The sequence below is a fragment of the Rhizobium gallicum bv. gallicum R602sp genome (assembly GCF_000816845.1).
Lineage (GTDB): Bacteria > Pseudomonadota > Alphaproteobacteria > Rhizobiales > Rhizobiaceae > Rhizobium > Rhizobium gallicum.
The window spans coordinates 3,624,694-3,638,790 of sequence record NZ_CP006877.1; the positions used below are offsets into that span (position 1 = coordinate 3,624,694).

Genomic DNA, 14,097 nt, shown 5'->3' on the forward strand with positions numbered 1-14,097 from the left:
AGGCGACATGCCCCAAAACCTCTCGCCGCTATCTGAAACGCCCCGAGGGGCGAGAGCATCGCCGCGAATCCCCTTCGCCGCGCGCTTGCGGCGAGAAGGTGTCCCGCAGGCAGGATGAGGGGCATCATGTATAACCCGGAGACCCCAATGACCCCCGCCGTCCGTTTCCAGCAGGTTTCGCGCCATTTCGGCCAGGTTCGCGCAGTCGACGGCGTCGATCTCCAAATCGCACCGGGCGAGTTCTTCGCGATGCTCGGTCCGTCGGGTTCTGGAAAGACGACCTGCCTGCGTCTGATCGCCGGCTTCGAACAGCCAACGGATGGGCATATCGAGATTTTCGGAGAAACGGCAGACGGTGTCCCGCCCTACCGCCGCAACGTCAACACCGTCTTCCAGGACTACGCGCTCTTCCCGCATCTCAACATCCTCGACAACGTTGCCTACGGGCTGATGGTCAAGGGCATCGGTAAGGCAGAGCGCACCAAGGCGGCCGAACAGGCGCTGGAACTTGTGAAACTTCCGGGCTACGGCGCCCGCCGCCCCGGCCAGCTCTCCGGCGGCCAGCGCCAGCGCGTGGCACTCGCCCGAGCGCTCGTCAACAAGCCGAAGGTCCTGCTGCTCGACGAGCCGCTTGGCGCGCTTGATCTGAAGCTGCGGGAGCAGATGCAGGAAGAATTGAAGAGCCTTCAGCGCGCACTCGGCATCACCTTCGTCTTTGTCACCCACGATCAGGGCGAGGCGCTCTCCATGGCAGACCGCGTCGCCGTCTTCAACAATGGCGGCATCGTGCAGGAGGGTACCCCGCAGGATATCTACCGCCGTCCGAAGACATGCTTCGTCGCAGATTTCGTTGGTTCCTCGAATGTCATCGCGCCAGATGTAATGACGTCGCTGGGCGGCGAAAAGCGCTGGGCAAGCCTGCGCCCCGAGGCGATCCATCTCTCCGGCGACGGCATGGAGGCGGCGGTCGAAAACACCAGTTTCCTTGGCGCCGCGACTCGCCTGACGGTCGGCATGAGGGGCACACGCCTGCATGTCACACTACCCGCAGGTGCCATTGTGCCGGATATCGGCGCCAGCGTGCGCCTTGCTTGGCAGCCGGCCGACGTGCATTACATGGATGATGCAGCATGACAGTGCTTGCCCTGACAAAGCCTGGCGTTACGACCTCCATCTTGCCCGGCCGGGGCGGAATCTTCGGTGGGTTGTCGGACGCCTTCTGGCGCCATCCGAAGCTACTGCTTTTGCTGATGCTGACACCGCCGCTGCTGTGGCTCGGCATCATCTATATCGGTTCGCTTATCGCACTGCTGCTGCAGAGTTTCTTCTCGATCGACGATTTCTCCGGCTTGATCAAATACGAGTTCACGCTTGCGACCTATGCCGAGCTTCTGAACCCGGCCAATTTCGACATCATCGTCCGTACCGTCGTCATGGCGGTCATGGTGACGATCGCATCGGCCGTCATCGCCTTCCCAGTCGCCTACTACGCCGCGCGCTATGCGCAGGGAAAGTGGAAGGCGTTTTTCTATCTCGGTGTCATGCTGCCTCTCTGGTCGAGCTATCTCGTCAAGGTTTACGCCTGGAAGCTGATCCTCGCCAAGGAAGGCATCCTCACCTGGATCTTCGCCAAACTGCATCTCTCATGGCTGCTCGACGCCATTCTTACGCTGCCGGTTGTCGGCGGCAATTCGCTTTCGGTGAGCTATCTCGGAACCTTCGTCGTTTTCGTCTATATCTGGCTGCCCTACATGATCCTGCCGACGCAGGCCGCTCTCGAGCGCGTGCCTGCAAACCTGATCGAGGCCGCCTCCGATCTCGGCGCCACGCCGGGCCAGACCTTCCGCACGGTGCTGTTCCCGCTCGCGCTGCCCGGCATCGTCGCCGGCTCGATCTTCACTTTCTCGCTGACCCTCGGCGATTACATTATCCCGCAGATCATCGGTTCTTCCCGCCTCTTCATCGGCCAGGCGGTCTATGCGCAGCAGGGCACCGCCGGCAACGTGCCGCTCGCCGCCGCCTTCTCCGTCGTGCCGATCGTCATCATGGCCATCTACCTCTGGCTTGCAAAGAAACAGGGGGCCTTCGATGCGCTCTGACCGAGGACACCGCTCCCCTCTCCCCCTGAAGATCGCAGCCGTGAGCGGCCTGCTTTTCCTGCATCTGCCGATCCTTTTGATCTTCGTCTATGCATTCACCACCGAGGAGAAGAGCTACCAGTGGCCGCCGCCGGGGCTGACGACGCAGTGGTTCGACGTGGCCTGGAACCGGCCTGACGTCTGGGCAGCCCTCGGCCTTTCTGTTCAAGTCGCCTGCATCGCCACCGCTATCGCCCTGGTGCTCGGCACGCTTTGTGCTGCCGCCGTCAGCCAGACGAAGTTCTTCGGCCGCGAGGTAATCTCTTTGCTCGTCATTCTGCCGATCGCCCTTCCCGGTATCATCACCGGTATTGCGCTGCGCTCGGCCTTCAGCCTGTTCGACATCCCGTTCTCGGTCTGGACGATCGTGCTTGGCCACGCCACCTTCTGCGTCGTGGTCGTCTACAACAATGCGGTCGCCCGCTTCCGCCGCACCTCCGGCTCATTGATCGAAGCTTCGATGGACCTAGGTGCCGACGGCTTCCAGACTTTCCGGCACGTCATCCTGCCGAATATCGGCACCGCGCTGCTTGCCGGCGGCATGCTTGCCTTTGCGCTCTCCTTCGACGAAGTCATCGTCACCACCTTCACCGGCGGCCAGCAATCGACACTGCCGATCTGGATGCTCGAAGAACTCATCCGCCCGCGCCAGCGCCCGGTCACCAACGTGGTCGCCATGGCCGTCGTGCTCGTCACCTTCCTGCCGATCCTGGCAGCCTACTACCTCACCCGCGACGGCGACCAAATCGCCGGAGCCGGCAAATAAAAGGGAGAACATCATGGACACCCAGATGCTGATTGGATCCCGCTTCGAAACGGGCACGGAAACGGACGAACACATCCTGAACCCGAAGACGGGCGAGACGGTGCTGAATCTGCCGGAAGCCTCGTTCGGCCAGATCGATGCCGCTGTGGAAGCCGCCGGGAAGGCTTTCAAGCGGTGGTCGCAGACGACACCTGCCGAACGCTCCGGCTATCTGCTGAAGATCGCCGATGCCATTGAGAAAGACGGACAGGGCTTTGCCACGCTCGAAGCACTGAACTGCGGCAAGCCGATCAACGCCGTGCTCAACGATGAAATCCCGGCGATCGTCGATTGCTACCGTTTCTTCGCGGGCGCTGTCCGCAACCTGCATGGCCCGGTTTCGGGCGAATACCTGCCTGATCACACCTCGATGATCCGCCGCGACGCAATCGGCATCGTCGGCTCGATCGCGCCCTGGAATTATCCACTGATGATGATGGCCTGGAAGCTGGCACCCGCGATTGCCGGCGGCAACACCGTCGTCTTCAAGCCTTCCGAACAAACGCCGCTGACGGCTCTGAAGATGGCGAAACTGCTCGCTGACATCCTGCCCGAGGGCGTTGTCAACGTCATCCTCGGTCGCGGAGAAAGTGTCGGCAATGCGCTGATCAACCACCCGAAGATCGCCATGATCTCGATCACCGGCGATGTTGCGACCGGCAAGAAGGTGCTGCAGGCAGCCGCCAAGTCCGTCAAGCGCACGCATCTGGAACTTGGCGGCAAGGCCCCCGTCATCGTCTTCGACGACGCCGATATCGATGCCGTAGTTGCAGGCATTCGCACCTTCGGTTACTACAACGCCGGCCAGGACTGCACCGCCGCCTGCCGTATCTATGCTGACGCCAAGGTCTACGACAGGTTCGTCGCCGATCTCTCCTCGGCGGTTTCCTCGATTAAGTTCAACCAGGCCGAGGACACTGAAAACGAGATCGGCCCGCTGATCTCCAAGCGCCAGCGCGACCGCGTCGAAAGCTTCGTCACCCGCGCTGCCGAGCACAAGCACATGGAAATTACGACCGGCGGCAAGACCTCAGGCGACAAGGGCTTCTTCTTCACGCCAACCGTCATCGCCGGTGCCACGCAGGATGACGAGATCGTCCGCCGCGAAGTCTTCGGCCCGGTCGTCTCCGTTACGCGCTTCACCGACGTCGAGGATGCCGTCGCTTGGGCGAACGACAGCGACTATGGCCTTGCCTCCTCCGTCTGGACCAAGGACATCAGCTGCGGCATGAAGACGGCCGCGCGCCTGCAATATGGCTGCACTTGGATCAACACGCATTTCATGCTGGTCAACGAAATGCCGCATGGCGGTCTCAAGCAATCCGGCTACGGCAAGGACATGTCGGTCTATGCGCTGGAGGATTACACCGCCGTCCGGCACGTGATGATCAATCATGGTTGAGTAATTCCGACCAGTATCAGTTGTGATCAAGACCGTCGCAGACAACTGCGGCGGAACAATTTGGCCTTTCCTGCGTCCTCTTTCTGTATCCAACGCAGAGGAAACATCCATGCTCAAATGGGCTCTCATATTTCTCGTCATTTCGCTGGTTGCCGGGTTCTTCGGTTTTTCCGGTATCTCAGCCGCCACCGCAACGATCGCGCGCGTCCTTTTCGGCATCGCCCTCGTCATCTTCCTGATCTTCCTGATCTTGGCGCTGATCGCCGGCCAAGCGGTTCTCTAGAACAGCGTGGCTTGCCTAGAGCAGGCTCGCTCCGACATTGATCGCGAGTGCGAGGATCGTCGTATTGAAGAGAAACGACAGCACTGCGTGAAGCAGCGCGATCTTGCGCATCGTCATGGTGGAGACGGCAACATCAGCCGTCTGCGCCGCGACGCCGATCGTGAATGAGAAATAGAGGAAGTCCCAATAGACGGGCTCTTCGATCCTGTCCGGAAAAATCAGGCCTTCACCCTTGTCAGGTCCGCCATAGAATCGATGGGCGTAGTGGATGGTGAAGAGCGTGTGGAGGAAAATCCAGGAGACCAGGATCGTGACCACCGCCGCGCAGGCCCTGGCGAAGGCGACATCAGGTGGTGCTTCTTTCACGGAATGCAGCTCGAGCCCAATGCCAGCAATGCTTGCGAGCGCCGCCGCGATCGACAGGAAGAGCACGAAGGTGTCTGAAAAATCCAGATCTTCCGCTCGCTTCCTGATATCCGCGACTGTCGCCCGAAGCATCCTTCGCCAACTGATACATGTAAAGACGATGGCCGTCACGTTCCAGCCGACCAGCACGTTCTTGGCGTTCACATCCCGGGAGGTGAGAAGGAGGAAAACGACCAAGCCCGCAATGAAAGCAATGATGATGCTCAGATGCCGGACGGCATAGGTCATTATCGAACTGCGCTGATCGTCATCCGCCATGTCTTTCCTCAGGCTTTATGCCATTGATATCAGTACGAAAAAGGCGCGGCCACCATTGGCAACCGCGCCTTTTAGCCGTTTTCTATGAAGACGTCAGGCAGCAGCGAGCTGCAATTCCTTCTGGACCATCGTGCGAAGCGCTGTCAGGTCCTTGGCGAAGGCGCGAATGCCTTCGGCAAGCTTTTCGGTTGCCATCGCATCTTCGTTCATCATCCAGCGGAAGGCCTTCTCGTCGATTTCGATCCTCGGCTCGGCCTTCTTCGTGTCCGGCGAGAGCTTGCGGACCAGCGCGCCCTGATCGTTGGCGAGTTCGTCGAGCAGCGCCGGGCTGATGGTCAGGCGGTCGCAACCAGCCAGTGCTTCGATTTCACCGGCGTTGCGGAACGAGGCGCCCATGACGATCGTCTTGATGTCATGCGCCTTGTAGTAATTGTAGATGTCACGGACAGACTGAACGCCCGGATCCTCTTCCGCAGTGTAATCCTTGCCCGTCGACTTCTTGTACCAGTCGAGGATGCGGCCGACGAAGGGCGAGATCAGAAAAGCCTTCGCATCGGCGCAGGCAATGGCCTGGGCCTTGGAGAAGAGAAGCGTCAGGTTGCAGTCGATGCCCTCCTTCTGCAGCACTTCCGCGGCGCGGATGCCTTCCCAGGTCGAGGCGAGCTTGATCAGAATGCGGTCGCGCTCGATACCGCGCTCCTTGTAGGAGGCGATGATGCCGTGCGCTTTGGCGATCGATGCTTCAGTGTCGAAAGAAAGGTCAGCATCGACCTCGGTCGATACGCGACCCGGCACGAGCTTCGACAAGGCGGCGCCAACGGAAATCGCTAGACGATCGGCAACGGCTGCGGCAACCGCATCGCTGTTTCCGCCCTGTTTCTTGCCCCAGGAGACGGCTTCCTTGATTGCGTCGGCAAACATCGGCGTTCCGAGTGCCTTCAGAACGATGGTCGGATTGGTCGTGCAATCGACCGGCTTCAGGCGGGCGACAGCCTCGATATCGCCGGTATCGGCGACGACCGTGGTCATGTCGCGAAGTTGGTCAAGCTTGGATGTCATGGTCAAAATCCCTTGTGAACTCGAACTGCTAACTTGAGCTGCGGACCGGCGCGAGCTCCGCCCGGCAATGAGGTAGTCTACAGGCAGATGAGTTTGCTGCAGGCGAAAACGCGTGCCTTCCCATGTGCCCGCACATTGTCTTCCTCGGACAAACGACTGCGTCGGGAATGACTATCGCCATTCCGAAATGAGAAAGTCAAGGACATTTGTGCATTTCAATTGACATAAGTGTCACGCCCGTCATTATCGCTGGGAACAAGGAAAATGGCCCTGTTTTTCCGCCTCCGGATGCAACTAGGGTGAAACTCAAGCAGGAGAAGATGTGGTCAAGCTGAAACGCGGCACGCACACGGCTTACTCAGAAGCCTCCTCGCTGAGGCTACGCGCCGCGTGGCTCTACTACAATCAGGGCCTGACGCAGAAGGACGTCGCCGAGCAGCTCGGCATAAGCCGCACGACAGTCATCCGCTTGCTCGACGAGGCGATGAAGCGCAGCGAGGTGCAGATCTGGATCAACGATTCGATCGGCGACTGCGTCGAGCTTTCCGTGAAGCTGGAGCGCGCCTACGGGCTCGACGAGGCAATCGTTGTGCCCGCTCCCGTCAGTTCCGACGTCGATAGTCTCGCAAAGAGCGTCGGGCTTGCGCTCGGCCAGTTCCTCTCCGAGGCGATCCCCGACGACTATACGATCGGCGTCGGCTGGGGACGCACGATGACGGCTTCGCTTTCGAGCTTCCGGCCGCCTCGGCGCACCAATTGTAAGGTCGTCTCGCTGCTAGGCGGCATCGTCGCCGTGCACCAGACAAACCCCATCGACTATACGTGGCGGCTTGCAAGCCAACTTGGCGCCGAGTGCTACATGTTCCTCTCGCCGCTGCTCGTGGATTCGGTCGAGACGAAGCGTAATCTGATCGAAAAATGCGGGCTGGACACGATCTACCGGCTTGCGGAAGACCTTGATCTTGCGATCGTCAGCTGCGGCGACATCGGCCCGCATTCGACATCTCTGTCGGAAGGCTGGATTTCCAAGGCCGAACTGCGGCAGCTGATCGAGGCCGGCTGCGTCTGCGACACGATGTTCAATTTTCTGGACAAGGACGGCAACACCGTCGATCACTCGATCAACAGCCGCGTGATGTCGGTCGATCTGGACACCCTGAAGAAGGCACGGCACATCGTGCTCTCTTCAGGGGGCGCACACCGCGCCGTCGCGGTCCGTGCCACCATCCGGCGCATCGGCTGCAATACGCTGATCACCGACGAGAGCGCCGCAAAGGCGCTGCTCGAACTAGCCGAAATTCACGCCTGACCGGCTTCCCACCCCAGTATCGCCCGTTTGCGGGTGAGACCCCAATGGTAGCCCGTCAAGTCGCCATTTTTCCCGAGCGCACGGTGGCATGGCACAACGAAGGAGATCGGATTGCGTCCAATCGCAGCACCGACTGCACGCGATGCCGTCGGCTGGCCGATATCTTTAGCGATGTCCGAATAAGTCATCGCTTTGCCAAGCGGAATCTTCAAAAGACTCTCCCAGACGCGGACCTGAAAATCCGTGCCGATGAGCACGACGCGCAAAGGCTGGTCTGCAGACCACTTTCCGGGCTCGAAAATGCGCTCTGCATAAGGCGTGGTTGCCTGCCGATCCTCGACATATTGGGCATTCGGCCAGCGGCACGTCATGTCTTCGAAACAGGCGGCCTCGTCGCCGAGATCGCTGAAGGCAAGGCCTGCAAGGCCGCGATCGGTGGCCATGACCAGCGCGACGCCGAAGGGCGACTGATGGAAGCCGTAGCGGATCGTCAGGCCGCCGCCCTTTGCCTTCCACTCACCGGGCGACATGGCCTCATGGGTGACGAAGAGATCGTGAAGACGGCTTGGACCGGAAAGGCCCACCTCGATCGAAGTTTCAAGCAGCGGCATGTCTTCATTGCGCAGCAACCGCTTGGCATGATCGAGCGTGACTGCCTGCAGGAAGGCCTTGGGCGAAAGCCCGGCCCAGCGGGTAAAGGTCTTTTGAAGCTGCGTCGGCGACTGGTTGAGCCGCGCGGCAATCGCCTCCAGCGACGGCTGGTCGCGATAGTCCTCGGTGATAAGTTCGATGACCTGACGGACGGTCTCGTAGTCCGGACCCTCCGGCGTCGTGTCTCTGTTCAGATTGGCGATCATATTCATCGTTCTTCTCCTTGTAACAAGGAGATAGTCAAGGGGAGCATCGCAAGCCACCCGTTTCTTGCGCAACGTCTAAATACGCTGCTTGACTGTCGCCAGCGCTCCTTTGAAGGCCTTGGCAAAGCTTTCGCGATCATCCGGATTGAGGAAGGAGCCGATATCCGTCCTCCGGCCCTCGCCGAAAATATGCATGGACAGAATGCCGATTTCCTGGTGGCGGCGGACGAGGAAACGCGCCCAGAAGGGATTGAAGTGATGCTCCACCATGCGTCCGGAAGGCGCGAACTTGCGGATCGCGACATCTGTGCGCGAAACGGTCACTTCCTCGCGCGCCTTGCCGGAGCGATAGTTGAGCCAGAAGGCACCGTAGAGCAACGCGAAATCCAGCCCGAAGAAGAAGCCGATCGGCCAAGCGCCTGTTATGACGAAGAATATCCCATAGATGAAACAGACGGCACCGGAAATCAAAAGCAGCACCCTGAAACCCTTGCGGCCGAGCGACCGGTAAGGGAAAAGTTCGGCTGCAAAAACAGGCTGTTCGTTCGCCCGCCCGGCGTTGCTTTCCGTCATGGCTGATGAGTATAGATTGTCGATGCCCGATCCGAAACTCAAATCCGTCCGCAAAACATCGCAAAAATCGAAAGTGATCACCCGCCGCAAGGCCGTCCCGGTGCGCACCGCGTATTCGCAAGCCGAGCGCGAGGAGATATTCCGCCGCTTCTCGATCCAGCGGCCGGAACCCAGAGGCGAGCTGGCACACACCAATCCGTTCACGCTCGTCGTTGCCGTGGCACTCTCCGCCCAGGCGACGGATGCCGGTGTCAACAAGGCGACGCGGGCGCTTTTCAAGGTAGCAGATACGCCGGAGAAGATGTTGGCGCTCGGCGAGGAACGCCTTCGCGACTACATCAGGACGATCGGCCTTTACCGCAACAAGGCGAAGAACGTCATGGCGCTCTCGCAAATGCTGGTCGATGAATTCGGCGGCGAGGTTCCGCAGAAGCGCGAGGAACTCGTGCGCCTGCCGGGCGTCGGCCGCAAGACAGCGAACGTGGTTCTGTCGATGGCCTTCGGCCAGGCGACGATGGCGGTGGACACGCACATCTTCCGCATCGCCAATCGCATCAAGCTGGCGCCGGGAAAGACACCGGACGAGGTCGAGGACCGCCTGATGAAGGTGATCCCCGGTCACTACCTTTATCATGCCCACCACTGGCTGATCCTGCACGGCCGCTACACGTGCAAGGCGCGCCGCCCGGAATGCGAGCGCTGCGTGATCGCCGATCTCTGCAAATCGCCGGAAAAGAGCTGCGACATACCGGCGCCGCTGGTCGAACTGCCGCCGCAGGTGATCGGCGAGGCCGTCGAATAGCCGAACAATCGGCCTCCTCGAACTGACCTACCGGTGAAAACCGAGATCCCGTTGGGAAATCAGCTTGTAGAGATGAACCATCATGCCCGCCGCAAAAAGCGGCGTCAGCAGATTGAGAAAGGGGATGGCCAGGAAAGCGGCGATCACCAAACCGCCGAGAAAGACGGTAGAAGCGTGCTTTGCCCTGAAGAGCCGGGCCTCCTGCGGAGAACGGAAGCGCATGGCGGCGAATTCGAAAAATTCCCGGCCGAGCAGATAACCGTTCACCAGGAAGAAGGCAATCAGGTTCACGCCCGGGATGAAGAGCAGGAGAAGAGCGACAATATTGCCGGCGATCACCACGCCCAGGAACTTGAGTGAACTCGCGATTGCCGGGGCGATCGGCATCGCCGTCCCCGGGGTATCCTCGGGATAATCCCGCTTCTCCACCACTTCCGCCACGTCATCGAGAAAAAGGCCGGCAATCAACGCCGTCACGGGCGACAGCAGCAGCGCCAAGGCCAAGGCAAGACCGATGCTTGCGAGAATAACAAAGACGAAGCTCAGCCAGCCGGCCCAATCCGGAATTTCCGGAAAGAAGCCCGCGATCCACGGAAATAGCAAAGTCATGAACAGGCCTCGCAGCACGAACCAGAGCCCAATGAGAACCAGGATCGTAAGCCCCAGCACCTTCCAGAAAACAGACCGGGTTTCAGGTGCAAAAAGGTTGAAAAACGCAAGGCGCGCGGCATCGAGGATCATTCTTCGCATCTCCAGGTTATATCTGCGCATGTAGGAATCTCAACGCCCGACGGCAAGTCGAAATAAAACTACATGCAACGATGGAAAACTTGTCTAAAATAACACACTAATATATAGTCTATAGTATTCGATATAAACTTGAGCCTAGGACGCAGCTTCCGGAAATAGTTGCAACGGCAAGTCTCGCCAATAGCGCATCCGCGAATTGCCTCTGGGAAGTCAGGGAGGCTGATGTGGAAGACTTTGTTCAGAAGCTCAGACACTATGTGAAGTCAGGCACGCCGGCCGAGCGCAGAATTGCGAAGTATTTTACCGAGCATCTGAACGACCTTCCCTTCGAGACCGCTGCCTCCGTGGCCGACAGGCTCGATCTAAGCCCGATGACGGTTGGCCGTTTTCTGCGCGCCCTCGGCTATCAGGGTCTCGACAGCGTCAAAGTCCATTTCCGTGAAACCGCAGTCACCTCTCCTGTCCAGCTTCAAAATTCGCTCAACGAGTTGCAGACCGACGCCTCGGAAGGAAAATCGCTTGCCTTGCTCGTCACCGAGCAGATCCAGGCACTGCACCACATCTACCATCTGACCGCACAGACGCATTGGGCCGAAGCCGTCGCGATGATTGGCATGGCGCGCGAAGTTTTCATTGCAACGCATGTACGGCTCGCGGGCTTCGCGACGCATTTCGCCCACCGGCTGACACGGTCGCGCGATGGCGTCCACGCACTGGACGGTTCGGCAAACCGCTTCGCCGAACTCTTCGCTCGCCCGAGCGGCGAAGGCGCCCTCTTGATCATCATCGATTGCCGACGCTTCGGCAAAGCGCGTCTGTTGGCGCGAACCGCGCGGCGCTATGGCTACAAGGTCGTGCTGATCACAACGGAAAACAGCGACTGGCTGCCCGACCAATCCAACGTCATGCTGGCGCTTCCGCCTGCCCGCTCGCCCGACGAGGACAACCTTCCTCCGTTGATCGCTCTTCTCGACTGTCTGTCGGAATCCGTCATTGCCGCCGCAGGCGAAGAGGCGCTCGCACGCCGGCGGCGAATGTCGGAATTCGGCACCATTCTCGGAGAAAGCGGCAATCGCTAGCTTATCGCGTCCAGTTCGGCGCGATGGCGATACATCGCGAGAAACCGCCGGTATTCGCGATCATACAGAGCCTGCTTTGTCGCGTCCGGCGCACGCTCTTCACCGCCGGGATACATTGCCACGCCGGCCGTCGTGAGATCCTTATGTAAGCCACAGGCAACAGAAGCCCCGATCGCAGTGCCCAGCAACACCGCCTCGTTCATCTTCGGAACGACGACCCTGCAGCCTGTCGCATCCGAGTAAAGCTCCATCAGCACGGGGTTCTTTACATGCCCGCCCGCAACATGCAGCGTGTCCGGCACATAACCGTATTCCTTCATCTTTTCGAGAATATGCCGGATGCCGAGCGCAATGCCGACGGCCGTACGCCAGTAGAGCGCGCAAAGGCCGTCGAATGACGTATCGAGCGTCAGCCCGCTGATAGTGCCGACGGCGTGCGGATCGGCAAGAGGCGACCGGTTGCCGTGGAAATCCGGCAGCACGAAGATGCGCGAGCCGAGCGTGTCGCCGTCTTCGGCCCGCAATTGCGCAATGCGGGAGACGATCTTCTGATGCAATGCGGCGGTGGGCTCGCCCCCGGCGGCATGCATACGCACGATATGCTCGAGCAACGCACCCGTCGCCGATTGACCGGCTTCAACAAGCCACGAATCGTGAAAGACGACCTCGTAGTACGGTCCCCACATGCCATGGCTTGGCTTTCGATCGCGGGAGAACGAAATGATGCAGCTCGAGGTTCCCGCAATGAGCGCCAACTGACGCTCAAGCTGCGCTGGGTCGGCCGCATAGCCGGCAAGCGTGCCGAGCGCGCCCGCATAGGCGTCGATCAGGCCTGCCGAAACGTGGCAATCCGTCGTGAGCCCGAGTGCTGATGCGGTCTCCTGGGTGAGCGTGCCGACGCTAGTGCCGACCGGTGCTGTCTCGTCGGGTAGATGGCCGCGCTCCTGCAGGTCTTCCAGACCGATCTGCGCGAGAAAATCCCGCTGCCAGCCCTTTTCCTTGTGCGCCAGATAATTCCACTTCGCCGTCAGCGTGCTGCGCGAACGGGCAAGCGAGCCCGTCGCCTTCCATGTCATGAAGTCGGCAAGATCGAAGAAATAACCGGCATTCATCCAGGTGCCAGGCAGTTTCTTCTTCAGCCACATCAGCTTTGGCATCTCCATCTCCGGCGACATGAAATGCCCGCAATGATCGAGAACCGCATGGCCGGTTGCCGTGCAGAAATCAGCTTCGTTCAACGCCCTGTGGTCGAGCCAGACGATCGTGTCGAAGCGCCTCTCGCCCCCGGTCGAGACGCTGATCTGCCCACCATCGACATCGCGGACGACGAGCGAGCATGTGCCGTCGAAGCCGATCGCACCGACAGACGCAGGAGCTGCGCCCGATTGTTCCATCGCCTTGCGAACGACGATGCACACCGCAGACCAGATGTTTTCGGAATCATGTTCGGCATGATTTTCACGCGGCCTATTCATGATGATCGGATGTTCGGCCTTTCCGAGCAGGCGACCGCGGGCATCGAACACACCGGCACGCGCGCTGCCGGTGCCGACATCCACCGCAACCACATGATCATGCATCAAGGGCAGGCCCCATCCAGCTTTTGTTTCTGGATAAGGTGTATCAAATCCGGCATTGCGTCAAACACGCGTTCCGGCGAAAGCCGCTCGAGTTCGGCACGATAACCTGCAAAATTGGCATGCGACCCGCCGGTAAAGGCAAAGACCGTCATGCCTGCGGCCTGGGCTGCCTCGATCCCCGCCGGGCTGTCTTCGATTACGAGGCAGTCCTCCGGATCGACCTGCATTTCGCGGGCCGCATGCAGGAAGAGGTCCGGCGCCGGCTTTCCATTCTTCACCATCGAGGCGCTGAAGATGTTCGGTAGCTTGTCGATAAGGCCGGTGACGGTGAGCGACAGCCTGATGCGCTCGACCTGGCTGGACGAAGCGACGCAGCACGGGATGTCGAGCGCGTCGATTGTCGCACCTATGCCTTCGATCGGCCTCAGTTCTTTCCTGAATCGCGAATAGAGATTGGTGCGGATGCGCTCGAGAAACTCGTCGCCGGCATGCACCTGATATTCGCTCTTCATCGTTTCGATGACGGTCGCTAGGCTCTTGCCGAGGAATCGCCCATAGACCTCCTCCTCGGTGATCGGCACTCCGAGGTCGTTCATCGCCTCGACGAGCACGCTGACGGAGATCGGCTCGCTATCGACAAGGACACCGTCACAATCGAAAATGACCAGGCGTGTTTCAGAATTAGCCATGAAGACCAACCAGAGTTCCGTTCGGGCGCGTTATCGGCTCGCGCATGCGCAAGCCGGATCAATGGCGGCAGGAATTGCCGCCATGTT

15 protein-coding genes are annotated in these 14,097 nt (G+C 60.0%); 8 read left to right on the forward strand and 7 right to left on the reverse strand.

Features of this window, described 5'->3' with window-relative positions:
• Positions 1–147 precede the first annotated feature (147 nt).
• From RGR602_RS17760 to RGR602_RS17780, 5 genes are all read left to right on the forward strand, one after another.
• The gene (locus RGR602_RS17760; RefSeq protein WP_039846170.1) at positions 148–1,134 is read left to right on the forward strand and encodes an ABC transporter ATP-binding protein; all 987 of its coding nucleotides are present in this window, start codon (positions 148–150) and stop codon (positions 1,132–1,134) included.
• Entirely contained in the window at positions 1,131–2,099 is a 969-nt protein-coding gene (locus tag RGR602_RS17765) for an ABC transporter permease (protein WP_039846171.1), read from the forward strand. Before RGR602_RS17760 ends, RGR602_RS17765 begins: the two co-directional genes overlap by 4 nt.
• Complete coding sequence (locus tag RGR602_RS17770) at positions 2,089–2,904, forward strand: ABC transporter permease (RefSeq protein WP_039846172.1); 816 nt, start codon at positions 2,089–2,091, stop codon at positions 2,902–2,904. The genes RGR602_RS17765 and RGR602_RS17770 overlap by 11 nt, the downstream gene beginning before the upstream one ends.
• Positions 2,905–2,917: 13 nt before the next feature.
• On the forward strand, positions 2,918–4,345 hold the full coding sequence (locus tag RGR602_RS17775; protein WP_039846173.1) for a gamma-aminobutyraldehyde dehydrogenase: 1,428 nt from the start codon (positions 2,918–2,920) through the stop codon (positions 4,343–4,345).
• 109 nt (positions 4,346–4,454) lie between these two features.
• On the forward strand, positions 4,455–4,628 hold the full coding sequence (locus tag RGR602_RS17780; protein ID WP_022715956.1) for a DUF1328 domain-containing protein: 174 nt from the start codon (positions 4,455–4,457) through the stop codon (positions 4,626–4,628).
• A 15-nt stretch (positions 4,629–4,643) separates the two neighbouring features.
• Here RGR602_RS17780 and RGR602_RS17785 read toward each other — a convergent pair whose 3' ends face one another.
• Together RGR602_RS17785 and tal are read right to left on the reverse strand one after the other, a co-directional pair.
• Positions 4,644–5,312: a DUF1345 domain-containing protein gene (locus RGR602_RS17785; protein ID WP_039846174.1), complete on the reverse strand. Its 669-nt coding sequence runs from the start codon at positions 5,310–5,312 to the stop codon at positions 4,644–4,646.
• 93 nt (positions 5,313–5,405) lie between these two features.
• Entirely contained in the window at positions 5,406–6,371 is a 966-nt protein-coding gene (gene tal, locus RGR602_RS17790) for a transaldolase (protein ID WP_039846175.1), read from the reverse strand.
• Positions 6,372–6,693: 322 nt separating this feature from the next.
• Between tal and RGR602_RS17795 the strand changes: the two genes are divergently transcribed.
• Positions 6,694–7,680, forward strand: coding sequence for a sugar-binding transcriptional regulator (locus RGR602_RS17795; RefSeq protein ID WP_039846176.1), 987 nt, complete (start codon positions 6,694–6,696; stop codon positions 7,678–7,680).
• On the opposite strand, the gene RGR602_RS17800 is transcribed toward RGR602_RS17795, so the two are convergent.
• The gene (locus RGR602_RS17800) at positions 7,671–8,543 is read right to left on the reverse strand and encodes a methylated-DNA--[protein]-cysteine S-methyltransferase (RefSeq protein ID WP_039846177.1); all 873 of its coding nucleotides are present in this window, start codon (positions 8,541–8,543) and stop codon (positions 7,671–7,673) included. The genes RGR602_RS17795 and RGR602_RS17800 overlap by 10 nt on opposite strands.
• 69 nt (positions 8,544–8,612) lie before the next feature.
• Positions 8,613–9,110: a DUF2244 domain-containing protein gene (locus RGR602_RS17805; RefSeq protein ID WP_039847005.1), complete on the reverse strand. Its 498-nt coding sequence runs from the start codon at positions 9,108–9,110 to the stop codon at positions 8,613–8,615.
• On the opposite strand from RGR602_RS17805, the gene nth reads away from it, so the two are divergent.
• Positions 9,109–9,912, forward strand: coding sequence for an endonuclease III (nth, locus tag RGR602_RS17810; RefSeq protein ID WP_170250105.1), 804 nt, complete (start codon positions 9,109–9,111; stop codon positions 9,910–9,912). The two genes, RGR602_RS17805 and nth, sit on opposite strands and share 2 nt — an antisense overlap.
• A 27-nt stretch (positions 9,913–9,939) precedes the next feature.
• Here nth and RGR602_RS17815 read toward each other — a convergent pair whose 3' ends face one another.
• Complete coding sequence (locus RGR602_RS17815; protein WP_039846179.1) at positions 9,940–10,653, reverse strand: sulfate transporter family protein; 714 nt, start codon at positions 10,651–10,653, stop codon at positions 9,940–9,942.
• A 233-nt stretch (positions 10,654–10,886) separates the two neighbouring features.
• Between RGR602_RS17815 and RGR602_RS17820 the strand changes: the two genes are divergently transcribed.
• A complete protein-coding gene (locus tag RGR602_RS17820) occupies positions 10,887–11,741 on the forward strand; it encodes a MurR/RpiR family transcriptional regulator (protein WP_039846180.1) in 855 nt (284 codons plus the stop codon).
• On the opposite strand, the gene RGR602_RS17825 is transcribed toward RGR602_RS17820, so the two are convergent.
• Together RGR602_RS17825 and RGR602_RS17830 are read right to left on the reverse strand one after the other, a co-directional pair.
• Positions 11,738–13,321, reverse strand: a complete 1,584-nt coding sequence (locus RGR602_RS17825; RefSeq protein ID WP_039846181.1) for an FGGY-family carbohydrate kinase — start codon at positions 13,319–13,321, stop codon at positions 11,738–11,740. The two genes, RGR602_RS17820 and RGR602_RS17825, sit on opposite strands and share 4 nt — an antisense overlap.
• Positions 13,321–14,010 carry an HAD family hydrolase gene (locus RGR602_RS17830; RefSeq protein WP_039847006.1) on the reverse strand — a complete coding sequence of 230 codons (690 nt, stop codon included), beginning with the start codon at positions 14,008–14,010 and terminating at the stop codon, positions 13,321–13,323. The genes RGR602_RS17825 and RGR602_RS17830 overlap by 1 nt, the downstream gene beginning before the upstream one ends.
• Positions 14,011–14,097 lie beyond the last annotated feature (87 nt).

Bases quoted from the DNA above. Each gene is read 5' to 3' on its own strand.
- tal (WP_039846175.1), bottom strand. From the start codon at position 6,371: ATGACATCCAAGCTTGACCAACTTCGCGACATGACCACGGTCGTCGCC.
- nth (WP_170250105.1), top strand. From the start codon at position 9,109: ATGGCTGATGAGTATAGATTGTCGATGCCCGATCCGAAACTCAAATCC.
- RGR602_RS17785 (WP_039846174.1), bottom strand. From the start codon at position 5,312: ATGGCGGATGACGATCAGCGCAGTTCGATAATGACCTATGCCGTCCGG.
- RGR602_RS17805 (WP_039847005.1), bottom strand. From the start codon at position 9,110: ATGACGGAAAGCAACGCCGGGCGGGCGAACGAACAGCCTGTTTTTGCA.
- RGR602_RS17765 (WP_039846171.1), top strand. From the start codon at position 1,131: ATGACAGTGCTTGCCCTGACAAAGCCTGGCGTTACGACCTCCATCTTG.
- RGR602_RS17815 (WP_039846179.1), bottom strand. From the start codon at position 10,653: ATGATCCTCGATGCCGCGCGCCTTGCGTTTTTCAACCTTTTTGCACCT.
- RGR602_RS17780 (WP_022715956.1), top strand. From the start codon at position 4,455: ATGCTCAAATGGGCTCTCATATTTCTCGTCATTTCGCTGGTTGCCGGG.
- RGR602_RS17760 (WP_039846170.1), top strand. From the start codon at position 148: ATGACCCCCGCCGTCCGTTTCCAGCAGGTTTCGCGCCATTTCGGCCAG.
- RGR602_RS17800 (WP_039846177.1), bottom strand. From the start codon at position 8,543: ATGAATATGATCGCCAATCTGAACAGAGACACGACGCCGGAGGGTCCG.
- RGR602_RS17770 (WP_039846172.1), top strand. From the start codon at position 2,089: ATGCGCTCTGACCGAGGACACCGCTCCCCTCTCCCCCTGAAGATCGCA.
- RGR602_RS17830 (WP_039847006.1), bottom strand. From the start codon at position 14,010: ATGGCTAATTCTGAAACACGCCTGGTCATTTTCGATTGTGACGGTGTC.
- RGR602_RS17775 (WP_039846173.1), top strand. From the start codon at position 2,918: ATGGACACCCAGATGCTGATTGGATCCCGCTTCGAAACGGGCACGGAA.
- RGR602_RS17825 (WP_039846181.1), bottom strand. From the start codon at position 13,321: ATGCATGATCATGTGGTTGCGGTGGATGTCGGCACCGGCAGCGCGCGT.